The sequence below is a fragment of the Pontibacter russatus genome, from assembly GCF_009931655.1.
Lineage (GTDB): Bacteria > Bacteroidota > Bacteroidia > Cytophagales > Hymenobacteraceae > Pontibacter > Pontibacter russatus.
This window is the reverse complement of sequence record NZ_CP047984.1, coordinates 3,485,634-3,508,449: the sequence shown is the minus strand read 5'-3', so window position 1 is coordinate 3,508,449 and position 22,816 is coordinate 3,485,634. Positions and strand designations below refer to the sequence as shown.

Annotated in this window: 15 protein-coding genes; 3 read left to right on the top strand and 12 right to left on the bottom strand. The window is 55.7% G+C overall.

What is annotated here, in order from left to right:
• The first annotated feature begins 92 nt into the window (after positions 1-92).
• The 3 genes from GSQ62_RS14560 to GSQ62_RS14550 all read left to right on the top strand — a co-directional run bounded on the left by GSQ62_RS14560 (position 93) and on the right by GSQ62_RS14550 (position 3,807).
• Positions 93-1,094: a formylglycine-generating enzyme family protein gene (locus GSQ62_RS14560; RefSeq protein WP_161890182.1), complete on the top strand. Its 1,002-nt coding sequence runs from the start codon at positions 93-95 to the stop codon at positions 1,092-1,094.
• Between the two features lie 39 nt (positions 1,095-1,133).
• On the top strand, positions 1,134-2,453 hold the full coding sequence (locus GSQ62_RS14555) for a Gfo/Idh/MocA family protein (protein ID WP_161890181.1): 1,320 nt from the start codon (positions 1,134-1,136) through the stop codon (positions 2,451-2,453).
• A 355-nt stretch (positions 2,454-2,808) separates the two neighbouring features.
• On the top strand, positions 2,809-3,807 hold the full coding sequence (locus tag GSQ62_RS14550) for an FAD:protein FMN transferase (protein WP_161890180.1): 999 nt from the start codon (positions 2,809-2,811) through the stop codon (positions 3,805-3,807).
• Between the two features lie 78 nt (positions 3,808-3,885).
• Here the strand turns inward: GSQ62_RS14550 and GSQ62_RS14545 are convergent, their stop codons facing one another.
• From GSQ62_RS14545 to ric, 12 genes are all read right to left on the bottom strand, one after another.
• Positions 3,886-4,812, bottom strand: coding sequence for a hydroxypyruvate isomerase family protein (locus GSQ62_RS14545; protein WP_161890179.1), 927 nt, complete (start codon positions 4,810-4,812; stop codon positions 3,886-3,888).
• Positions 4,813-5,323: 511 nt separating this feature from the next.
• Entirely contained in the window at positions 5,324-8,692 is a 3,369-nt protein-coding gene (locus GSQ62_RS14540) for a VCBS repeat-containing protein (protein WP_161890178.1), read from the bottom strand.
• Positions 8,693-8,790: 98 nt separating this feature from the next.
• On the bottom strand, positions 8,791-10,644 hold the full coding sequence (locus tag GSQ62_RS14535; protein WP_161890177.1) for a RagB/SusD family nutrient uptake outer membrane protein: 1,854 nt from the start codon (positions 10,642-10,644) through the stop codon (positions 8,791-8,793).
• 20 nt (positions 10,645-10,664) lie between these two features.
• On the bottom strand, positions 10,665-13,766 hold the full coding sequence (locus GSQ62_RS14530) for a SusC/RagA family TonB-linked outer membrane protein (protein ID WP_237586642.1): 3,102 nt from the start codon (positions 13,764-13,766) through the stop codon (positions 10,665-10,667).
• A gap of 1,064 nt (positions 13,767-14,830) precedes the next feature.
• Positions 14,831-15,553: a DUF4397 domain-containing protein gene (locus GSQ62_RS14525; RefSeq protein WP_161890175.1), complete on the bottom strand. Its 723-nt coding sequence runs from the start codon at positions 15,551-15,553 to the stop codon at positions 14,831-14,833.
• Between the two features lie 276 nt (positions 15,554-15,829).
• Positions 15,830-17,470, bottom strand: a complete 1,641-nt coding sequence (locus GSQ62_RS14520; RefSeq protein WP_161890174.1) for a glycoside hydrolase family 32 protein — start codon at positions 17,468-17,470, stop codon at positions 15,830-15,832.
• Positions 17,471-18,119: 649 nt separating this feature from the next.
• Positions 18,120-18,575 carry an RrF2 family transcriptional regulator gene (locus GSQ62_RS14515; RefSeq protein WP_161890173.1) on the bottom strand — a complete coding sequence of 152 codons (456 nt, stop codon included), beginning with the start codon at positions 18,573-18,575 and terminating at the stop codon, positions 18,120-18,122.
• Positions 18,576-18,622: 47 nt separating this feature from the next.
• Positions 18,623-18,937, bottom strand: a complete 315-nt coding sequence (locus GSQ62_RS14510) for a metal-sulfur cluster assembly factor (protein WP_161890172.1) — start codon at positions 18,935-18,937, stop codon at positions 18,623-18,625.
• Positions 18,918-20,228, bottom strand: a complete 1,311-nt coding sequence (locus GSQ62_RS14505; RefSeq protein ID WP_161890171.1) for a heme-copper oxidase family protein — start codon at positions 20,226-20,228, stop codon at positions 18,918-18,920. Before GSQ62_RS14505 ends, GSQ62_RS14510 begins: the two co-directional genes overlap by 20 nt.
• A gap of 2 nt (positions 20,229-20,230) precedes the next feature.
• Positions 20,231-21,052 (bottom strand): DUF2249 domain-containing protein, encoded by an 822-nt coding sequence (locus GSQ62_RS14500; RefSeq protein ID WP_161890170.1) that lies wholly within the window; start codon positions 21,050-21,052, stop codon positions 20,231-20,233.
• 2 nt (positions 21,053-21,054) lie between these two features.
• Positions 21,055-21,558, bottom strand: a complete 504-nt coding sequence (locus GSQ62_RS14495) for a hemerythrin domain-containing protein (protein ID WP_161890169.1) — start codon at positions 21,556-21,558, stop codon at positions 21,055-21,057.
• A gap of 149 nt (positions 21,559-21,707) precedes the next feature.
• Positions 21,708-22,664: an iron-sulfur cluster repair di-iron protein gene (gene ric / locus GSQ62_RS14490; RefSeq protein WP_161890168.1), complete on the bottom strand. Its 957-nt coding sequence runs from the start codon at positions 22,662-22,664 to the stop codon at positions 21,708-21,710.
• Between the last annotated feature and the right edge of the window lie 152 nt (positions 22,665-22,816).

The following is a 22,816-nucleotide window of genomic DNA, read 5'->3' as shown; positions in this document are numbered from 1 at the left end:
AATACAGGATTACTTTTTCTTTTATAGATGAAGCAGCGAGCGGCCCTAATCTGCAAATTCCTAAACCAATAGAAGCAACTACAATACCCCGAATGAACCTTTCCAAAGCACCCTTTCACATACTCCTGGCAGGTTTGGCCTGCTTCACGCTTTTCCCGAATACTGCACAGAGCCAGCAAAACAGCAAAGAGAACTACACGCAGGGAGTCACCGGCACCAAGCTTAAGTTCGATATGGTGGCCATCCCCGGTGGCGAGTTTATGATGGGGAGCCCGGCCAACGAGCAGGGAAGAGAAACTGACGAGGGGCCACAGCACCCGGTGAAGATCGACCCGTTCTGGATAGGGAAGTATGAGGTAACGTGGGATGTCTTCGAGCCTTTCGTTTACAAGGACTACGAACTTACCCAGAGCAATGGCACCGTTAGCCCCGAGGTGGATGCCGTGGCGCGCCCCACCAAGCCTTACCTGGACATGACCTTTGGCATGGGCAAGGAAAACCACCCCGCCGTTGGCATGACGCAGTACAACGCTATCCAGTTCTGCAAGTGGCTGTATGCCCGCACCGGGGTTTTCTACCGCCTGCCCACCGAGGCGGAATGGGAGTACGCCAGCAAGGCAGGCACCAACACGGCCTACTCGTTCGGAAATAATGCCGCCGCCCTCGGGGAGCACGCCTGGTACAAGGCCAACAGCGGCGATGAAACCCACGAGGTAGGAAGCAAGAAGCCGAACGCCTGGGGCCTGTATGACATGCACGGCAATGTGGCCGAGTGGACCATGGACCAGTATATACCGGACTATTATAAGAAATTCAAGGGCAAGGCAGCCGCCAACCCTGTTGCTGTGCCCGACAAACTGTATCCGCATGTGGTGCGGGGGGGCTCTTTTCAGGATGAGGCGGCCGCACTGCGCTCTGCCAACCGCGAGGGCTCAGACCCGGACTGGAAAAGGATCGACCCGCAGATACCCAAGAGCAACTGGTGGTTCCCGGAGGCTCCCTTTGTCGGGCTCCGGCTCGTGCGGCCGGTAAACCCGCCCTCAGAAGCAGAAATTGAGGCTTACTACAACCAGGCGCCCACCCCCGATTATTGATTCTAAACGTTTTTCAACCTTAATCCTTACATATACAGCATGAAAGAGTTCGACTTAAATAAGCGGAGAGAGTTTCTGAAGGCCTCCGCCCTACTGGCGGGTGGCGCCATGTTAAGCAGCATTCCCCTGGCAGGCGCTTACGCGGCAGGCAAAGGCACCATCAAAATTGCGCTGGTAGGCTGCGGCGGCAGGGGTACCGGAGCGGCTTTCCAGGCGTTGCAGACCAAGCACGACGTGAAACTGGTGGCCATGGCCGACGCTTTCCGCGACCGCCTGGACGACAGCTACAAACCGCTTTTCGAGAAGTTCGGAAAATCGAAAGTGGATGTTCCGGAAGGCAAAAAATTCGTTGGTTTCGATGCTTATAAGAAAGCAATAGCCGAGGCGGACGTGGTGCTGCTTGCCACCCCTCCCGGGTTCAGGCCTATCCATTTTGAGGAGGCGGTGAAGCAAAACAAGCACGTGTTCATGGAGAAGCCCGTGGCCACCGACTCGCCGGGCATACGCAGCGTGCTGGCCACGGCCGAGGAAGCGAAGAAAAAGAAGCTGAACGTGGTGGTGGGCCTGCAGCGCCGCTACCAGAAAAACTACCGCGAGGCGATGAAGCGCATCGAGGACGGTGCATTGGGCGACATCACCTCCGGCCAGGTGTACTGGAACAGCGGCGGCGTATGGGTGCGCCCGCGCAAGCCCGAGCAGACGGAGATGGAATACCAGATGCGCAACTGGTACTATTTCAACTGGCTTTGCGGCGACCACATCACAGAGCAGCACATCCACAACATAGACGTGGCGAACTGGATCAAGAACGATTACCCGGTATCGGCCCAGGGAACCGGAAGCCGCTTCCTGCGCACCGGCAAGGAATACGGCGAGATATATGACAACCACACCGTGGAGTTCATCTACAAAGACGGCACCGTGCTGCAGAGCCAGTGCCGCCACTTCGAAGGAACTGACAACCGGGTGGACGAAAGCTTCCAGGGAACCAAGGGCAGGGTGTACCTCTCCGCCGACAACATCGCCAGGCTAACGGACTACAAGGGGAACGTGATATATGACCACGCTGGCAAAGGCGACCCGAACCCATACCAGACAGAGCACGATGAGCTGTTCGCCGCCATAGCCGCCGGCCAGTTCAAGTTCTCTGACGCGGAACGCGGAGCAAAGAGCACCATGACCTCCCTGCTGGGCCGCTATGCCACCTACTCGGGACATGAAGTGAAGTGGGACGATGCCCTGAACTCCAACATCAGCTTAATGCCTGAGACCTTTGCCTGGGACGCCAAGCCAAAAGTGCTGCCAGATGCAAACGGGCTGTACCCGATAGCGATTCCGGGAAAAACAAAGGTGATTTAATTTCTTAAAGTTTTAGTGCCAGAAGAGATTGCCCCGGAAACCATCCCTGCTGCGGCGGGCTTTAGAATGGTATCCAGGGCAATCTCCTCTGTTTTATTGCGGGTAGCAGTGTACCGACGATGTGCTGTAAGGGCAGATTTTATATATAAACCTGTGTGGCTATAAGCTTAAAGCCCATTCCGGTGCGCTTCCGATCCTCGGAGGCAGCTCGGCTCCATATATGGCTACCTCATTTATCAAACAATACAACGGCCTTCATTCAGGCTTCCTATGGGCGTTATATATGGCCAAGCGATTGTTGGCTGCCTCTGTCGCTTTACCCCTGCTACTCCTGCTGCCTACTTATTCCTGATTTATGCGCTTTCTGTTGCTGTGCCTGCTCTCCTCACTTCCATTCCTCAACAACCAAACGGAATTAAAGCAATTCCGGATCAGGGGCCTTGCCCAGGGAACAAGCTACCAGGTAACATACTACGCAGAAGACAGCACCGTCACACAGGCACAAATTGCGTTCGTGCTGGCGCAGATAGACAGCTCGCTCTCCATATATAAACCTTACTCCCTGATCAGCCGGTTCAACCGCTCCGCAACCGGGGCCCCGGCCGACAAACACCTCCGCAAGGTCGTTAAAAAGGCGTTGCGGGTGTCAAAAAAAACAGATTGGGCATTTGATATTACCGTGCAGCCCCTGGTACAGGCCTGGGGCTTTGGGACAGCCCCTATCGCGGCGCTCCCCGACTCAGCCGCTATACAGGCTTTGCTACCGTGCGTGGGCGCAGACAAGCTACACTTGCGGCGGGGCCAACTGCGGAAAGACGCGCCCTGCGTGCGCATAGACGTGAACGGCATTGCGCAGGGCTATACCGTGGATGTGCTGGCAGATTTCCTCGACAGGCAGGGCATCCGGAATTACCTGGTGGAGCTGGGCGGCGAGATACGCGTGAGAGGGCGCAAGCCGGATGGAAAGCCAATGGCGATCGGTATTGAGGGCCCTGCGGAGAACAACCCGGACGATCCTTACCCCATACAGAAAATCATCCGGCTGGAGAAAGGAGCGGTCACCTCCTCGGGCAACTACAGGCAGTTCTACCAGAGCGGCTCCCGGAAAATATCGCACCTGATAAACCCCAAGACCGGTTATCCCCTGAAAAATGAGCTGATAAGCGTGACGGTGTGGGCACGGGACGCCATGACGGCCGATGCCTATGACAACGCGCTGATGGGAATGGGCCTGGCAAAGGCCTTCGACTTTCTGAACCGGCAGAAGGGGTTGGAGGCTTATTTTATATACCGCAGGGCGGATGGTTTGGTGGCCGACACGGCCACGGTTGGTTTTGAGAAGATGGGGCAATAGCGCGTCGCTCCTGCCGTAAAAACAAAAGGCGGACCCGGTTAAAGCACCTGATCCGCCTGCTGCTCTCTTCCGCCAAACTTACGCTGGCAGGAAATTGTCTACCTCTCTGTAAGCTTTGATAACGGCCAGTTCGCCTTCCTTGCCCTTCTCGGCGTTGCCATGCTCCATGCCCATCACGCCCTTGTAGCCTTTCTCATATATGTGCTTGAACACGTTCTTGTAGTTGATCTCCCCGGTGGTGGGCTCGTTGCGTCCCGGGTTGTCCCCAATCTGGATATAGGCGATCTCATCCCAGGTCAGGTCCATGTTACGGATCAGGTGCCCCTCGGTCTTCTGCATGTGGTAAATGTCGTAGAGCAGTTTGCAGGAAGGGCTGTTCACGCCCTTGCAGATCATGTAGGTCTGGTCGGAATTTTGCAGGAACAGGTTGGGCGAGTCGCTGAGCGGCTCGAGCACCATCACGATGCCGTGCGGCTCCAGTATCTCCGCCCCACGGCGCAGCGCCTCTATCACGTTGCCGGTCTGCACCCCGATGGGCAGGTTGCGCTCGAAATCGCCCGGCACCACCGTCACCCACTTGGCGTTCACCCGCTTGGCCACGTCCACGGCCCGCTTGCAGCCGTCCAGGAAAATGTCCAGGTGCTCCTTCTTGCCAGCCGCCAAGGTGTTCTGCGAGTTGCCGCCCTTGTCCACCACAAACACGCCCATGGTCATGCCCAGGCGCCCGAGCTCTTTGCCTATCTTCTCCTGGTCAGCCACCGGGCGGCCCATCATGCCGTTGTCCTCCAGGGCCATAAAGCCCTGCTCCTTCATGAAGCGCAGCTGCTTTATCACATCATCGCCTGCCAGGTTTTTGAACATGCCGAAGTGCGGCGCGTATTTCAGGTTAAAGGCCTTCTCCGCTTTGTTCCCGGCGGCTGGGCTTCCGGCGGCAAAAGCCGCTCCGCCTGAGGCAAGGGCTGCGGCACCCAAAAGGCCGCTTTTTATAAATTCACTTCTTCTCATATAGAATGGGGGCTTAGAATGCGGCACCGTTAAAAGCCAGGCTTGGTTGCGATGCCGCCGGATATATAGGTTTAGTTAATTCAAAGAGTATAAGCTATCTTAAATATAACTCTCTCCGGGAAGAAATCAAACATTTTTAAATTTTGAGCTGTTTTGAGCAGAGATTCTCGGAGCTGCACTCCCCCGACTGCTACTGCCGTCCACTTCAGGCAAAGCATAAAGCTGATCCGGGCTTCTTCATCCGGAACTTTGCCTGGGGCGGATTTCCTAATCCGCATATATAAAAAGCAGTACGGGGAGCAGGAAATCCGCTCCAGTGGGCTTTCGGACTGGGAAGTCCGAAAGAGCTTTTCCTACCCCCACACTATCGGCTGTGCGCTACACGAGGCTTATATATAAAACGAAGTTTCCCTGCTGCTTAGGGCCGACCTCTGGCACGCGCAACCAGGGTTTTATATATCCCTTCACCTCCTTTAAGGTCTTCTTCAGCCATATATAGCTTCAGGCCTTCTTACGGTTTGCTTCGTTTATAGGCCGCCAGTCCCTGCTGGTTGATGCCGAAGAGCAGGGTGTTGTTCACGTTCAGGATACACCGCACATCGCCCTTCACCTGAAAGCCTGACCGGGCCTGCGGAACATAAGTGAATTCTCCCTTTCCGTTGCCCTGCAGCAGGATACCGTAGTTGGCATCGTACTTCCCGAAGCGCAGCCGGGCCTGGCTCATGTTGCCGCCCAGCAGCAAATCCTGGTTGCCGTCGCTGTTATAGTCCAGGGTGGTCATGGCATATACCGGTGAGAACTGGACCTCTACCGGCAAGGGCTTCTCCTGAAACTTACCCTGCGCATTGCTCTCAAAGTAAGCGGTCTGCAGGTAATTGGCTGACAGATGCCCTGCCTCATTCAGTTCTTCAGGTGTAAAAATATCCTGCAGGGTGGCGTCTGCGTAGCTTTTGTAGTCGGTGAAGCGGGTGCGCATGGTGCTCATCTGGTCCAGCAACTCGTCGCGGGTCACGTAGGGGTAGCTCTTGCCCTGTATATAGAAGGTCAGGATGGGGTCAACGGATCCGTTGTCGTCGAAGTCCTTGTAATACAGCTCCGCCGGTTGCTGGTCCGTGGCCTTGCACTGGGTGTTCAGGCCCAGGTTTCCGATCACCAGGTCGGGCTTGCCGTCCTGGTTAAAATCGTTTACCAGCAGCTTGTTCCACCAGCCCCTGTATTCCCTGTCGAAGTAGGTTTTGGTGTCGTCTGTCAGTTTCCCGTTTGCGTTTTTATATACCGTCACCGGCATCCACTCTCCTACCACCACCAGTTCCATCTTTTTATCACCGTCCAAATCATGCCACGCCGCATCGGTCACCATCCCGATGCGCTCCAAAGCGGGTGCCACGGCCGCTGTTTTGTCCTCAAATTTTCCGGTGCCGTCGTTGAGGAGGACATAGCTGCGCGGTGTTTCCGGGTAGCGGCCCGGAATCACGCGGCCGCCCACAAACAAATCCATATAGCCGTCGCCGTTTATATCGGCCGCGCGGGCGCAACTGGTGCTCACGGGCATGGCTGGCAGGGCCGCTGCGCCGCTCCTGCTAAAGTTGCCCTTGCCGTCGTTTATATATAGCCTGTCCTGCAGCTGCGCGTCATCGGGTGTGTAGTTGTGGTAGCCCCCGCTGGCTACGTACAGGTCCGGGGCCTGGTCGTTGTTGGCGTCGAAGAACACGGCATCTGCAACCGCGGCCATCTTGTCGGCCTCAAACGCGGGCGAGGCCTTGGCTGCGAAGCTGCCGTTTCTTTGCTGCAGGTACAGCGCTCCCGCCTGCCCTGGCCCGCCGCCTGCGTATATATCCTCCAGCCCATCGCCGTTCACATCCGCCTTCACCAGGCAGGGACCGGAGAAAGAGAGCGGATTTATGAGCAGCGGCTGCCGCTTGAAGTCGTTTATATCATTCTTTTGGTGTGTGAAGGAAACAGGCGTTTTGGCTTCCATAAAGATAGGCGCACCAGGCTTTGCAGGTATATAGGGCGCGTTTGCTTCCTGCTCCTGCAGCGTCAACAGTTGGTCAGGCTTCACATCCCGCAGCACCTGCTGTTTCCCGCTCAGCCACACAATCCGCAGCGAGTCTATGGCGTTTTCCTGCCCCAGGCCAAAATGCAGCACCGGCGAAACGCTGGACTGGTAGCCCCGCGAAGGCATCTGCTCCTGGTACTGCCGCTGACCGCCCGAGTAGAGCGTGATTTTAGCGCCTGTCCCGGCCGTGTTTTTGCCTGCGCCTTTTAGCCTGAGTTGCAGGTAATGGTGGTTCAGTTGCTTGTCGGCCTCGTTCTGGTATATGAAAGCAGGCTGGTTGATGTTGTTGACGATCAGATCCAGGTCGCCGTCGTTGTCGAGGTCGGCATAGGCGGCCCCGTTGCTGGTGGAGGGGGTACGCATGCCCCAGTCGCGGCCCCTGTTGCTGAACGTCAGGTCGCCGTTATTTTTGTAGATGTAGTTGGTGACGTTGGAGGAGGGTATTTTATTGACAAGTTCCAGCACGCTCCCGCGGTCCATTCTGCCGCTGTTCTGCTGCACAAAATTCCCCATGTATTTGATAAAGTCCATGTTGGTGTAGTCGCGCACGTAGCCGTTGGTTACGAACAGGTCTTTCAGGCCGTCGTTGTCATAGTCGGCAAACAGGGGCGCCCAGCTCCAGTCAGTGTTGGAGATGCCCGCCAGCTGGCCGATCTCGCTGAAGGTGCCGTTGCCGTTGTTCAGCTGCAGCATGTTGCGCATGTACTGGTAATGGAACCCGGATTTGAGGCTGAGGTTAAACTTCTCGTAATTGTCCGGCGCGAACAGCAGCTTCTGCCGGCGGTTGTCCTCGGGCAGCATGTCCAGGGTAAAGATGTCCGGAAAGGCGTCGTTGTTGATGTCGGCAATGTCGCTGCCCATCGAGAAATGGGAGGCATGGCCGACGCGTGTCTTCAACTGGTCGGTAAAGGTGCCGTCCTGGTTGTTGATGTAGAGGTAGTCCGGCACGTCGTAGTCGTTGGATATATAGATGTCGGGCCAGCCGTCTCCGCTTATATCGGCCACGCCCGCGCCCAGCCCATAGGTGAGCGAGGAAGAGCTGAAACCCGCTTTTTGGGTGATGTCCTCAAAATGCCCCGCATCATTCCTGAAAAAACGCACGCCGCGCTGCGGATCCTCCTTGCCCAGTATCTCTGCCGTGGAAACCTCGTCCAGCACGGGCAAAGACTCGGGGCTGTGGTTGAGGAGGAACATATCCAGGTCACTGTCGCGGTCATAGTCGAAGAAAACGGCGTGCGTGCTGTTGGAGGAACTGTTCAGGCCATACTGCGCCGCCTGCTCCGTAAAGGTGGGCCTCCCGCTCGCATCCGGTCCGTTGTTGATGAAGAGCTGGTTTTCGCGCTTCTCGGGGCGCAGCTTGCCGGAGTAGCAGACATATATATCCAGCAGGCCGTCGCCGTTCACGTCGGCCATGGTGGTGCCGGTCGCCCAGGGGCCTTCCCGCCCGGCCACGCCCGCCGCCGCGGTTATATCCTCGAACTGCATGTCGCCCTTGTTCAGGTACAGACGGTTGGGTACCATGTTGCCTGTAAAGTAAATGTCCTGCAGGCTGTCTCCGTTTATATCCCCCACGGCTACCCCGCCCCCGTTGTAGAAGTACTCATACATGAGCACGTTGGTGTTCAGCCCTTCGGTCAGGTTGTTGGAGAAACTGATGCCGGTCTTAGCCGACGGGAGCAGCGTAAAAAGCGGACTGGCGGCAACAGCAGCAGGGGCATTGCCAGCCTCTTCCTCGTCAGCAGGAGATTTCTCCTGGCAGGAGGCAAAAAACAAGAGGGTGAGTAATGATAAAGCAGGGAGAGGGGATCGGAAGATGCTCATGGGTGTAAGCTTCTGAATAAAAGGTGTTAAAAAAGAAAATCTATGCCAGTACGAAACGACTGGCATAGATTTTAAATTCACTAAAGAAGAGCTAATATCTATTCGGTGTACCCTGGGTTCTGCTCCAGTTGCTCATTCCGGTTCATCTCATCCCGGCTGATCGGGAAGAAGAACATTTTGTCATCCCAGGCGCGGTTCTCAATACCTTCACCAAGCTCTATCACTTTATAAGTGTAGTTGTAGTTCTCAGGATTATACTGGTACTGCGACACCGTCTTGCCGGGCTTCAGCGTTCCCTTGATGTCGATAATCTGGGGCTGCTCCCCAAACTCCTCCTGCGCGATCATCCAGCGGCGCACATCGTGGAAGCGCTGTTCCTCGTAGGCCATCTCTACCCTGCGCTCGTTGCGGTAGCGCGCCATCAGGGCATCGCCTGTTTCGGTTACGGCTGGCATACCCACGCGGAAGCGTACCTTGTTCAGCCATTCCTGTGCCTGGGCATCCTCGCCCAGTTCGATGCTGGCCTCCACATAGTTCAGCACGGCTTCTGTGTAGCGGAAGAACGCCCACGGCACCTGCTGCCACATGTTCATGTCCACGAGGTTCGGGTTCGGGTCGATGAACCTTCTCATGTAGTATCCGGTGCGGGTACCGTTCCAGTCCTCGATGGAGCTCTGGCGGGTGTCGAGGCCGAAGTGGGTAACTTTCTGCCCGCCGTTGATGACCTCATACTGCCCTGTCTGGATCTGGTTAGCGGGGTCTGCCGTGGTGGTGAACCTTGGCTTCCAGTCAGATGCATCGTGCAGGATAGACGCCTCAAAGCGCGGATCGCGGTTTTCATACGGGTTTGCTGCGTGCTCCGGGTTGTCCCAGCTGAACTTGCTGCCGTCCATCATTTCATAGTCATCCACCAATTGCTGGATCGGGGTGTTACCGGCCCAGTTGCGGTATCCGTTCGGGCCATTGTACAGACCGACACGGCCACCGCCCTCGTTCTTCGACTGGATGAAGTACCGGCCAAAGATCATGTCCTCCTCACCGCCGCCACGGAACAGGGAAACGTCCACGTAGTTCTGGAAGCCCTCTTCGGGCGTTACAGGTGCCGACAGGTCCAGCTTGAATCCGTAGCCAGGCAGAAGCAACACATCCATGGCTGCAGCCTGGGCTCTTCTCCAACGCTCCGTCTGGTCACCCTCTGTATAGCCAATCAGGTTTTTGTGCTCGTAAGCGGAAATCACGCCTGACTTTGCACTGGCAGTAGGGATGTCGTGCAGGTCGCTGGCGGCATACAGCAAAACACGGGACCGAAGCGCCAGGGCCGACGCTTTAGACGCCCGGCCTTTAACCAGCGCCGCATCCTCTAACAGTTGCGCGGCCTCCTCTGCATCCTTCACAATAAACTCTACCGTTTCGGCAAAGGTGTTGCGGGCAATGGAGTAATCCTCGGCGCCAAGCTCGTACGGGCTGTCCACAAGCGGCACACCGCCATAGTAGCGAAGCAACTGGTGGTAGAAGTATGAACGCATGAACAGTGCCTCTCCCAGCAGTCGATTCACCCGTTCCGGGTTATCAAACTGGGGATCCCGCAGGTTCTTAATGGCCAGGTTGGCCGCCCTGATCTTGCTGTACATGTCATCCCAGTCGAGGGTATAGTTTATAAAACCACGGTCAGCAGGGTTGGTACGCGCCTCGGTGATGGTGTTGATACCCCTGCCCGGGTGGGTGAAAACAGCCTCGTCTGTCAGGGAAGCCTGCATCTGCTCATCAAAGCCTCCCTGGCCCAGTGCCGTGTAAAGGTCCGTGACAAAGGCTTCGGCAAGGGCTGCGTCCGTCCAGACAAGCTCACTCGGAACGCTTGATAAGGGCTGCGTGTCCAGGAAATCATCGTTACAGCCGGTCATAAGCGCCATAGCCGTAATAACTCCCAGGGACAAAGATTTTATTTTATTCATTCTCTTCATTGCTAGTACACTTAAAATGTTACGGTTACACCTGTGTTGATAACTCTGGACTGCGGGTAGTACTGACCGTTGGCGTTCACGTTCTCAGGGTCATATACCTTCAGCTTATCCCAGGTCGCCAGGTTCAGGGCGTTCACATATACCCGCAGCGCGCTCAGGCCTATCTTTTCGCCGATTGAAACTGGAAGCGTATAACCTAACTCGATGTTCTTCAGTCGGATGTAGTTAGTGCTGCGCATCCAGTAGGTGTTGCCACCGGAGTAGTACTGGTTTCCGCGGTCAGAGATGCGTGGGTGCTCCGAGCTGTGGTTGTCCACGGTCCAGCGGTTCACATAGATATCCTCCAGGAAGTTACCGATACTGCCCATTTCGCCTGTACCGATGGTTGTCACGGCTCCGGCAGAACCCTGGAACAGCACGCTGAAGTCGAAATTCTTATACCCCACGTTGGCATTCAAGCCGCCCTGGAAGGTAGGAATATCGTTGCGGGGATCTCTTGTTCTGTCGTCTGGTGTGATTTTACCATCCGGAACACCGTTCGGGCCGGATACATCCTTGTACTTCATATCGCCGGGGCGCAGCGTACCTACGATGGCGCTGTAGTCAATCGGGTTGGCATCAATGTCCGCCTGGTCTGCAAACACGCCGTCGTACTCGTAACGGAGGCTTGTACCCATCGGCATACCCGTGGAACGCTGGTGATCAGGTGCACCGGGTGCCTCTGCCCAGTAGAGTATCTCGTTTTTGGCATAGCCGCCGTTTGCGCTAACGCTTAAAGACACATCTCCGAACTGGTTGTTATATCCAACTAAGGCATCCCATCCCCTGTTGGCCACTTCGCCGATGTTCTGGCGCGGCAAGGTCATACCCGTGGTCTGGGGAACTGTACCGGACTGTTGCCACAGGATGCTGGTACGCTTGTTATAGAAGACTTCAAACTCGAAGTTGATCTTGCCCTGCAGCATCTGGCCGTCTAAGCCGATGTTCGCGTTGTTCGCTACCTCCCAGGTAATAAATGGATTGGGAACACGTGTTTCGCGCAGCGTCTTCACTTCCTGGCCTCCTATGATATAAGAGTTGAATTGGTTGAGGGAAAGGTACGAGTAAAGTTCGCCTATATCATCGTTACCCATCTGCCCCCATGATCCGCGCAGTTTCAGGTTGTTGATAAAGCTGATGTTATCCTTGAAGAAGTTCTCCTCAGAGATTCTCCAGGCAGCCAGCACCCCAGGGAAGAAGCCGTAGCGGGTATCGGCCGGGAAGATATCCGAGGCATCGTAACGCCACAGAAACTCAGCCATATACTTCTCCTTGTAGTTGTAGGCAAAGCGGCCGAAGTGGCTCAGACGCGCCCTTTCAACGGCATCGCCATTGTTGCTTTTCTCCAGATCCCCCCCTACGTTAAGTTGGTCAATGGCAGGAGAGATGAAGTATCTGCGGTAGGCAGAGAACCAGTCTCCTTCAATCGTTTCCCGGTTGGTACCAGCCAGCACAGTTACTCCATGGTCGCCGAAGGTGCGTTCGAAGCTCAGCACGGCGCCCAACAGAATTTTCAACTCCTCTTCATCAGACATGTTCAGGTTTGGATCGGCAGGTCCTCTTCGGCCAGCTGTCAGCAATGGCGTCACGCCGTCTGCTTCGTACGTTTGCTTATCCCAGTCATACAGGAACCACGGAATCTGCCATCTCTTGGTACGGCGGGTCATCTTGTCCACCGCGGCTGTGGCAGTAAGCTTCAAACCTTCCACCCAGGGGTTGGTGATCTCTACCGAGCCGTTTGTCTGCAGGTAGCTGCGCGTATCGCGGTCATAACCCGTCTCGTTGGTCGTGATCACAACAGGGTTTTCACCGTTTTCGATGTCTGGTCCGGGTCTGCCGTCAGGCCAGCGGGCGGGAGCGGTAGGGATGCCCCGCATCTGCATCCGGAAAATGGCACCGGCGCCTACTGTTGGGAAGAAGCGGTTCTCCTGACGGCCCAGCATGCCAATGCTTGTCTTGATGTATTTGCTCACGTTCGCATCCAGGTTTACGCGCAGGTCATACTGCTTGTAGCCAGTGGCCGAGTTCTTATAGAAGGCGTCCTGGTTTACGTAGCCCAGGGAGGTCAGAAATTTGATGTTCTCGCTTCCGCCGGTCAGTTGCAGGTTGTGCTGCGACTGGGGAGACCACTCCTTCAGAGTGGCGTCGTACCAATCGGTGTTGGGGTGCGTCCAGGGGTTAGAGCCGTCCCTGAACTTCTGGAAATCATCCGGGCCATAGTGTGCATTAACCACAGAGCCATCGGGCAGCGTGTAGCTTCCGCTCTGGCGGAACGCCTCCTTCGCCTCTTCCCACAGGGAAGACGGCACGCGGTTATATATCTCCAGGTCGTTCCGCATTTCAGCGAACTGCACGGCATCGGTCAGATCAGGGATAACGGTAGGCTGGGCGAAACCCTGGTTAAAAGAGTAAGACAGCTCAGGTTTTCCTACAGTGCCCCGCTTGGTGGTCACGAGGATAACGCCGTTGGCCGCGCGTGAGCCATATATGGCTGCGGAGGCGTCTTTCAGTACAGAGATGCTTTCGATATCGGCTGGGTTAAGGCGCTCAATACCGCCTGCCCTGGCCGGGATTCCGTCGATTACAACCAGTGCCCCGTTGTTTCCGAGGGTGTTGGAGCCCCTGATCCGGATAGAGGAACCGTCGTAGCCTGGCTCGCCGCTTCTGTTTACGGCTACCACACCGGGCATACGTCCGGCAATGGAGTTGGTAAGGTTAACGGCAGGAGACTTTTCCAGTTCCGCGCCCTTTACGGCGGCAACAGAGCCCGTTACAGTCTCTTTTTTCTGCGTGCCGTAGCCCACTACCACTACTTCCTCCAGCGCTTCGGCATCGGCACCCAGCTGCACGTCTACCGTGGAACGGTTGTCAATGGCCACTTCCTGCGGCGCGAAGCCGATGAAGGAGAAAACCAGCGTCCCGTTGCCATCCGGCACATTTATCGTGTAGGTACCGTCGCCGCCTGTCGGGGCTGCAACCGAGGTGCCCTTCAGCAGCACAGTAACACCTGGCAGGGGTGTGCCGCTTTCATCCGTTACTTTTCCCTGCACCGTGACGCCCTGCGCGAACGCCATGACCACAGAAATAAAGAAAAGAGGCAAAATAAGCAAGTATTTCAGCTCTTTTAGTAAAAGGTGTTGCATAGATTGTGAAATTAAAGGTTTAAAATACACTATATAATTGTAATCTCTGTGTTTGCCTTTGGTGAGGGGGTACTTTCACATACCACCCATCCGAGTAATCTTACATCTTAATGACAGTCAGTGGGTTACCTGTATTCATATACTGTGGCAGCCGGTACAGTTGATCATGCCTGCTGCTATTTACCTATATGCTTCCGGGCCGCCCATCCTGCTCCTGGGTGCTCATCTGGCCTCGACCAGCTTTTTTAGTGTTGTTTCTACACCTTTTGCGAACGGTAAACACGCCCTCAGTTCCGAAGTAGCAAGTGCTTAGTTTCTCCTATATATAGGCGTCTGCAAAACCAGCCTTCCTGCCCTTCAACCTTACACCGCACTGCCACCGTGGGGTGCGATAATACTTATTTTGCTGGATTAAATTGATAAAAATTACTTCTTTTCTGTATACAGAACTAATTTTCATCCGGAGAGTGAAGCGTATAGTTTTTGGCCATACCGCTGCCTTGATGAGCTAAATATAGAAGGATTGGTTCACACAAAAAAATCTTGCTCACAAAAAAGTGTTTAGTTACTTATTCTGGCAGTGAAGGAACTCCTTACCTGCCCGCAGGCATATCAGTCCCGATTCCTCCGGGGCCTGTTGCACCGCATGTATGCGATTGTCATAGGCATTCGCCTCGGGGATTATTTAGCCGTGGGGTCTTTCCGACATTCGCCTTCCGCCCAGCGCCAGCTTTGGGCCTATATAGTAGTGCTGCTTATATATAAACCTTACTATTCACTCACTCCTTACTGGCTCCCGGTGGCGCTGCGGCAGTATATGGGTGTCCGGCAAGTGCCATCCGTTTAGCCGGGCGGGTACAGCACTAAAAGCAGAACCCCCTGTACGGCAAGCGGCGGCGCCTTTGAAAAGGCCGCCGCCGCTTGCCGTACAGGGGGTTCTGCCCTGGCGCAGGAAGTTTACATATAAGTTCCCGGAAGGGAGCTGCCGCTGGCTGCTAGTAGTTTCTGACTATCTGCAGGGCAAGCACATTCGAGTTCCCGGCCGGGGGGGTCTGGAAACCGCGCACGATGAGCGTGTAATTCCTGCCGGGCTCCAGGCTGAGGCTTGTCGCGGCAACCAGCACATTTTCTGTACCGGTCTCTTTCACCACGAAGGATAGCGTGCCGTCCGTTACCGTGATGAACGGCGTGTCTTCCTTAAACTCCACGCCAGTGAACAAGGGGGCGGCTCCGCCTCCCGACACCGCCACATCCACAGCGGGCGCATCTGGCGACAGGTTGATGAGGCGGACTGCGGCTTTACCGGTGCCCGGCGTGATCAGGCTGTCCTGCACCACCAGTACGTCTACGTTCTGCTGGCTGCCTACCGTAAACAGCGAGTAAATATTATCCTCCTTAAAGTTGAAGGTGGTGTCGGCAAGGGGGGTCGTGGCCGTTACGGGCGTAAAGGAGATTTCGTGGTTGCCTGTGGCAAGCGACAGGTAGTTGGAGGCATTCGAGTATTTGAAGGCCTGGCTGTTGATTTTCTCGTCGTCCACAGAAACATTGAAGTCAGGGGCATCAGGCGCACCGTGGTAAAAAGAGACGTACGATACGGGTTTTGGCTCGGGGGCGTCGTCCATGTCGCTGTCAAGGCAGCCTGTTAACCCGAACGCCATGATGCTGCACAGGAAAAGGGAAACGCGGCTTAAAGCGCGCGTGCTGAAAAGATTTTTCATAAAAGGATTGATTGTTTTGTAATAAGGTTGTTTGTCCGGCCGCGCTCCTGGTAAAGATAGGCGGTTTTGCGATAATGACCCCGAATTGCGCCTGTTGGTTGCAACACGCATGTATAAAATCTAAAAAAACAGTTGGAGACGGAGTTGTGGGCCGCTTTATATCCTAATGGCTGTTTCTCCGGAGAGCGGACACAAAGAAAATTCGTGCAGCACTGTTCAGCAGATGCTATCCTTCGGCATTATAGCGCTGTTGCCCCTACCCCTTTCAAATATACTTCAGTTATATATAGACTTCAGTTCCGTCAGCTTCCCTGAATCTACTTTAAACTCTCCGCTTTCGGTGAGCAGCCTTACCTTGGTAAAGGGTCCATCGGGGAAGAAGATGTCCGTCATCACGGTTTTGCCGCCGTCGGCGAAGAACTCCACCGAGGCCACGTCAACCAGCAGGCGCACCGGAAAAGAAGCTCCGTTGGCCAGGCGCGGGGCATAGTGAATGCCGGCGAAATCATCGGAAAAACTGGTGTCACCTGCGTTTCGCCTGTCTATATAGTACTGCTTGCGCGTGGCATCATAACCGACAAGCGCTTTCTGGTTCTGATCATTCGACAGTTCCACAGCAAACTGCCCGTCCGGGGAAAGACGCTCCAACTCCAGTTGTAAATCAAAAGTCGGAGTCGAAAAAGGCGCCTTCTCTGATATGGGTAGCGCACCGGCAACATCCTGTGCTTCGAGAGTGTACGTCGGGCCATATAGGTGCTGCAACTCTTTTACAGGATAAGAGGCCACACGCAGCCCTGCCGGCGTGTCTACCAATTCAAGGGTCCGGGCCATCGTCATAGCGCTTCGCCACTTTTCTGTCGGCACCACGTTGGCGTAGGCCCAGTTACTCATCCAGCCCATAAACAGGCGACGGCCGTCTTCTTCCGGCACGTTAGCCCAGGTTACTCCGGCGTACTCGTCCCGGCCATAGTCGAGCCAGATGCCTTCCTGTCCGTTCACGGTGGTTGCGATGGTTGGTTCCGCCTGCAGGCCTGCCTCAAACTGCGGGTCCATCACAAACTTGCTGCCGTCGAAATTGCCTATAAAGTATTGCGTGCCTGATCCGCCGTTTGGCGCACCGGGGTTGATGTTTACAATCAGTACCCATTTCTCTTCATCAGTTCCCTCCACCGGAAGCTTAAACAGGTCGGGGCACTCCCACACACCGCCGTGCGCGCCCACGTTGGCGCCAAAATCACTTTCCAGTTTCCAATCGAGCAGGTTAGGGGAGGAGTAAAAACTAATGTGGTCTTTTACGGCTAACGTCATGATCCACTTCTGCCCTTCTTCATACCACAAAACTTTTGGGTCACGGAAATCGCGTATCCCAGGATTTTCCAGCACGGGGTTACCCTCGTACTTTGTCCAGTTCCGGCCATTGTCCAGGCTAAAGGCGATGCCCTGCGTCTGAAAATCATCCTTGCCCGCCTTTTCTGCCTCCGCATTGTGGTAGGTGAAAATGGCGACCATGGCCGGATTGGCTGCTGTCCCCAGCCCGGAGGTGTTGTTTACATCCACTACGGCGCTGCCCGAGAAAATGGTGCCCAGGCTGTCGGGGTAGAGCGCAATCGGCAGGTGCTCCCAGTCCACCATATCCCTGCTCACGGCGTGGCCCCAGTGCATCGGCCCCCAAACGGTGCTGTCGGGGTTGTGCTGGTAAAAGAGGTGGTACTCGCCGTTGTGGTACACCATCCCGTTCGGGTCGTTCATCCAGCCGGAGGGCGGCGTGAAGTGAAACTGCGGGCGGTGCGGCTCGTCGGAAGTGGCTGCTGTGGCCTCTGTTGTTGCTTCTGTGCCAGTGTTCTCAACCGCCGATTGGTTTGCGTTGCAACTATACAGCAGCGTGCCAAGCGCGGCGAGGGCATACAATTTTTTCATTTCTGCAGCGGCTTCAAGGTTAACGAAAGGCAGTGCCGGTAAATACCCGGTACTGCCATCTATAGTTTTGGCGACTTGTACACATTTAAATTATTAACTCGGATTGCGATATATAAAACTGATTAATTTTTGATGATTGTAAACCTATCCCTTCCGGATAATTGAGGAGCAGGGGCATGATGCATCAGTCCGACGGAAAGGTTTCCAAAGGCGCGGAGGATCAATTTGATAAAGGTAAAAAAAGAAGGCAACTCCGGCAAGAAAGGACTTTGTGTGCCCGGAAGTGAGCGGCGGCAAGAAGCTTCGGGATGACGGCCGGAGGGAACTATAGGACAGACGTGCGGGGACACAGCAATAATGGGCCTGCTTAGAAGGGTGTTGTATTTAGCTATACCCGGACAAGATCAGCTTGCACTATCCATAAAATCTCCACATATGTAATCCGATTATAATCAATTATATATAGCATCAAAAGTCTTATATCTTGATACTTGCGCCCTTTTTATATATAACTCATGTTGCGATATATAAACTTGCCCAAATTCTCACAACGCAAAACCTGCCCCTGCCCCTCGAAAAGGGAGGGGCAGGTCATATCTCAACGACAAGAGTAAATCGCAACTAAGGTTATATAAATGCGCGAAATATATTACACCTTCGGCTCGGCCTCGTGTACGTTAGTGATAAAATACTGCCCGGAGCTGATGCCGTCCACCAGGTCCTGTATGGTTTTGGTGCTGAACACCTTCAGCATCTGGTCGCGGTAAGCCTTGATATCGTTGTGGAGGGGGCAGGGGTGCGTGTCGGAGCACTGCTTCATGCCCATGCCGCAGCGCCTGAAAGCCTCGAGGCCGTCAATCACCTGCACCACTTCCAGCAGGTTAATATCGCTGGCGGGCCGGTGCAGGAAGAATCCGCCTCCGGGGCCTTTTACAGAAGAGATAACGCCCTTGCGCACCAGGTCCTGCAGTATCTTGCCCATGAAATGCGCCGGCAGCTCCAGTTCCTTGGCTATTTCCTTTATCCCCACTTTCACGCCCTGGGTATCGTGCATGGCAACGTATACTACGGCACGCAGGGCATATTCTGTTGTCTTTGATAACATGAGTCAGGCATCTCTATATGTCTAATACTTACACAGCGGCAAAGGTATCACATCCTTCCCAACTGCCGCTCCCCTTCCTCTGTAATCATCTCCATCGACCAGGGCGGCGACCACACCAGTTCCACCGCCACGTCCAGGCTGGGGAAGCGCTTCATCAGAATCTGCTCCGCCGCCTTGACGATGGTGCTGCTCATGGGGCAGCCGGGCGTGGTCAGGGTGAGTTCCACCGTGAGTAGCCCCTGCTCGAGGCTCACTTTATATACCAGCCCCAGGTCCACAATGTTTATCCCGATTTCAGGGTCAATGATATACTTCAGCGTTTCGAAGGCCTCCTGACCGATGTCAGGTGCTTGCGTTTCCATAGGTGAAGGGTTTAAGGTCATGTACTTTGTGCAGCAGCAGGCTGAACACGTTTATCATATATAAAACAGCCGTAAGGGTGAAGGCAATGGCCCCGGCCAGGATAATTTCCTGTTGGCGCAGCAGCACCCCGGCCACCAGCAGCAGGAAGCCGAGCAGGTAGCTTGTGTTTTGCCAGCGCTGCAACTGGTGGCTGTACAGGTCTTTGGGGAGCGGCGTTTTAAAGCGCCCCACATGGTCTTCGTAGGCGTGCATCCAGACGATGAACGGCAGGGTCTTGAACGTTTGCCCGAGGATGAGCGCGGTCACAAAACCCAGGAACACCGTGATGCCATATACCAGGTAGATGGACGACAGGAGCTGCGGCGCGATGCGCTGGCCGCTGCCGCTCACCACGAACACCAGCACCAGCGGCAGCACAAGCAGCCCCAGCGCCACGAACGTCTGCTTCATGCCCAGGTCTGTCTCCTTCCGCAAAGCGGCTTTTCGCGCCTCCTGCACATACAGCAGGAACAGCACGACGCCTCCGGCCACCAGCGCCGCACAAAAGGCCAGCAGCCCCATCCGCAGCACCATATGGTCGAAGACGAACAGCACCAGCCCCCCGTTGATGAGGTTATAGGCCCAGTTCAGTTTCTTCGTCTCCTTCATGTGCGCCAGCAAAAACATCGGGATCAGTTTAGAGCCCACGCCGATGATCAGCAGCAGGAACCAGCCGGCCATGCCCATATGCGCGTGCAGCTTCAGGTAATGCACATGTTCCTCCGGCAGGAAGGGCATGGAGAAGTTAACCGCCATCAGCAGGCCCACCAGTCCCGTCATGAGCAGCCAGATGGCCGAGGTCACGATAAAGTCCGCCTCCACCAGCCACTTGGGCGCTCTCCGGGCCGTCTGGACAACGTTGATGGTGAACAGCAGGAAAGAAACGAACAGACAGCAGGCGGCCACATGCATCACCCAGCCCACCTCAAAGTTCCAGAAGGCATAGGCCAGCAGGATGGTGCCGGTGCCCAGCAGCCCGAATGTATATATGGCAAGCCGCTCCGAGTAAAGCTTCCCCTCCAGCACCACGGGCAGCAACTGGTACAGCGCCCCGAAAATGAGCATGGTGGCCCAGCCCAGCACCGCCACGTGCGTCAGGGTCAGCAGCTTGGGGTGAAAGTAGTGCCCGCCGAAGGCATCGGTGGAGAAGAGCAGCAGCACGCCCAGCGCCAGGAAAGCGAGGGCGGCAAACGCGTAGTGCGGCAGCACCACCCATTTAGCCGGCGAGTTGGAGATAGTGGCGGTGCGCATGGCTAGGTCGCTTTATATATCAGGATGTACACTTCGGCAGGGCCCACTTCCCGGAGGGCATGCACAAAGCCGCGCTCCTCGAGTTGCGGCAGCAGAAAACGCGGCACCCGCCGGTGCGTCACGAGCAGTGCCTGGTTGGCGGGCAGCTGCTCCAGCTCACTCAGGATGGTCACCATGGGTTGGGGCATCTCCAGGTGGCGCACATCGATGCTCCTGACCTTGCTGTTGCCGAACCGCTGCAGCAGTTGCTCAAAGCTTTTCCCGGGAGCCTTCGCTTCCGAAGTCGCCGCCTGCTTCCCGCCGCTCAGCCAGAAGTATGTGTGCACCAGGTCCGGCCCCTGCACCTCGGTGTGGGCGGCGTACCCTTTTTTGGCGAGGATAGAGAAAAGCGGCGTCGGCTCAAACGTGTTCACGAGCAGCAGCGCGTTGGTGCTGTCGAGCTTGCCCACCGCACTCATAATGCTTTGGAAAGGGTCGTTGCCAGCGGCGATAGCCTCGCGCACGTCCAGCGTGATGATGTTTTCCGGGGGCAGCTGCGCCAGTGCGGCAGGCCTGGGGGCAGCCGCGGCGGCCTGCACCAGCGCGCTGCCCTGGCTGCTGCTGCTGACACTGAAGCCGAGCGGGGCCAGTTTCTCGTAGAAGGCCTCCACCCCGCAGCCCCCGATGCGGGCGGCGTCGGCGATGGTGACCCGTGGGGCGAGCAGCTTGCGGAGCAGCGGGTTGCGCAGCTTCTCAAAATGGCTGCTGATGGAGGCGATGGCCTCCACAGCCTCCGGGTTTTCCTTGATGAGGGTGGAGATTTTGGTAGTGGCTGCTATTTCCATGGTTACTTCGCTTTGGCTGGCCTGACCCAGAAGTCCGGGGTAAAGTCGTCGGTATGCACCGTGTGCCGGTGCTCCAGTATTTTGCCTGTCAGCTCCAGCTCGTCGGGCCGCACCTCGGCCTGCAGGTACGGGAACAGGTCGCGCTCCTCCCAGCGCACGTGGTCCACCAGGTCCTGCTCCAGCACCCTGAACAAATCCCTGTTCATCTTGCTTCCTTCCTCCACCAGCTCTATCAGCGCCTGCAGCAGGCGGTGCTCCTCTTCCAGCCGCTGGCGCATGTAGTTGTTTTTCGGAAGCAGCCGGCCCAGCACCCATTCCTCCTCCGCGCAGTGCGGCTGCAGAATGCTTTTCCAGAAGTAGCGCACGTACGCGCGCATCACCTCCAGGTCGGCGCCGTTCTTCAGCCCCTGCCGCAGCTTCCAGCAGAACAGCAGGCTGAAGTGGTGCTCCCTGGAGAGTGGAACCAGGCTTTTGTCTCTCTTTTGGGGTTTCGTTGCGTTTTCCATGGCAATGATGGGGCCTCCCCCATTTAATATTGTAAGTTGTCTGAATCAGGATCCACAGGATTTAGAGGTTTACAGGATTCTTATCTGTCATGTGTTACAGATAAATCCTGTCCTTCCTCCTATCCCGTGAATCCTGATCCAGGCAATTTTTATTTCAGGACTTCTTTCTCCAGCTCCAGCGCTTTCGGGAACAGGATGTTGTTCTCGAGGTGGATGTGGCGGTGCAGGTCCTCCTCAAACTCCTGCAGCTTCTTGAAGGCAACCGTGTAAGTGGCGCAGGCATCGGCGGGCAGGGCGAAGTCGTTCGTCAGGGTTCGTATGGACACCAGCTCATCTCCGGCTGCCTCGTGTTCCATCTCCATCATGTTGATGGGGTTCTGGATAGAGCCGAAGGCGGGTTTGTCGAGCGTGACGCCGTGCTTTTTCGCCTCCGCCAGTTGCTTGATGTAAGGGAACAGCACGCGCTCCTCTTTCGGCATATGGGCCTCCAGCTCGTTGGCCACGTTGGTGAAGTGCTTGGCCACCTCCAGCAGCTCCGGATGGCGCTGCCCATGCACGCGGGCAATTTTGGAGGTGTACTCGTACAGGGCCGGGATGGCCTCGCGCACGTACTTGTGGTGCATGTTTACAATATAGTCGGCCAGGAAGCCGGGCTCCCAGCTGCCGTAGTCTGTTTCGCGGGTGGCGGCGACGGTGCTGGCCTCCAGCTCTGTTTCCAGCACTTCGGGGTTAATGCCTCTCTCCTCACACGCCTGGGCAACCGATTTTTTACCGCCGCAGCAGAAGTCGATGCCGTACTTTTTGAACACCTGCGCCTTGCGGTAGTCCTTTGCCACCAGCTCGCCCACGGTGTCGCCCTCGGCCGGGGCCTGCTTGGTTATCTTCACCTCCCATACCTCGGGGCCCTGCAGCAGGTACTCCCACTTAAAGGTGTTGCCGCGCTCGCCCAGCAATTGGTAATAGACAGGCTTCGGGTCGTGGTCGTTGTGGATGATGAAGGCCTCGCCGCCTTTCAGGGCATCAAATTTCTCGAAAATGGTGGGGTGCTTCAGACGCGGTGCGATGATGGTGACATCCAGTACTTCTATGTTTTGTGTGGCTTCCATATGGTTTGATAATAAATAAGATGGTGAAAGATTTTTGTTTACAGTAAAGGTAAACGGCAGTATTTATATATAAAAGATATAAAGGTATTTTATTATTTTATTTTAAGGCGTACATTTATCCCGGGTTTCGCCGGTATCATGCCCTCAGAAAC

Bases quoted from the DNA above. Each gene is read 5' to 3' on its own strand.
- GSQ62_RS14560 (WP_161890182.1), top strand. From the start codon at position 93: ATGAACCTTTCCAAAGCACCCTTTCACATACTCCTGGCAGGTTTGGCC.
- GSQ62_RS14555 (WP_161890181.1), top strand. From the start codon at position 1,134: ATGAAAGAGTTCGACTTAAATAAGCGGAGAGAGTTTCTGAAGGCCTCC.
- GSQ62_RS14550 (WP_161890180.1), top strand. From the start codon at position 2,809: ATGCGCTTTCTGTTGCTGTGCCTGCTCTCCTCACTTCCATTCCTCAAC.
- GSQ62_RS14545 (WP_161890179.1), bottom strand. From the start codon at position 4,812: ATGAGAAGAAGTGAATTTATAAAAAGCGGCCTTTTGGGTGCCGCAGCC.
- GSQ62_RS14540 (WP_161890178.1), bottom strand. From the start codon at position 8,692: ATGAGCATCTTCCGATCCCCTCTCCCTGCTTTATCATTACTCACCCTC.
- GSQ62_RS14535 (WP_161890177.1), bottom strand. From the start codon at position 10,644: ATGAATAAAATAAAATCTTTGTCCCTGGGAGTTATTACGGCTATGGCG.
- GSQ62_RS14530 (WP_237586642.1), bottom strand. From the start codon at position 13,766: ATGGCGTTCGCGCAGGGCGTCACGGTGCAGGGAAAAGTAACGGATGAA.
- GSQ62_RS14525 (WP_161890175.1), bottom strand. From the start codon at position 15,553: ATGAAAAATCTTTTCAGCACGCGCGCTTTAAGCCGCGTTTCCCTTTTC.
- GSQ62_RS14520 (WP_161890174.1), bottom strand. From the start codon at position 17,470: ATGAAAAAATTGTATGCCCTCGCCGCGCTTGGCACGCTGCTGTATAGT.
- GSQ62_RS14515 (WP_161890173.1), bottom strand. From the start codon at position 18,575: ATGTTATCAAAGACAACAGAATATGCCCTGCGTGCCGTAGTATACGTT.
- GSQ62_RS14510 (WP_161890172.1), bottom strand. From the start codon at position 18,937: ATGGAAACGCAAGCACCTGACATCGGTCAGGAGGCCTTCGAAACGCTG.
- GSQ62_RS14505 (WP_161890171.1), bottom strand. From the start codon at position 20,228: ATGCGCACCGCCACTATCTCCAACTCGCCGGCTAAATGGGTGGTGCTG.
- GSQ62_RS14500 (WP_161890170.1), bottom strand. From the start codon at position 21,052: ATGGAAATAGCAGCCACTACCAAAATCTCCACCCTCATCAAGGAAAAC.
- GSQ62_RS14495 (WP_161890169.1), bottom strand. From the start codon at position 21,558: ATGGAAAACGCAACGAAACCCCAAAAGAGAGACAAAAGCCTGGTTCCA.
- ric (WP_161890168.1), bottom strand. From the start codon at position 22,664: ATGGAAGCCACACAAAACATAGAAGTACTGGATGTCACCATCATCGCA.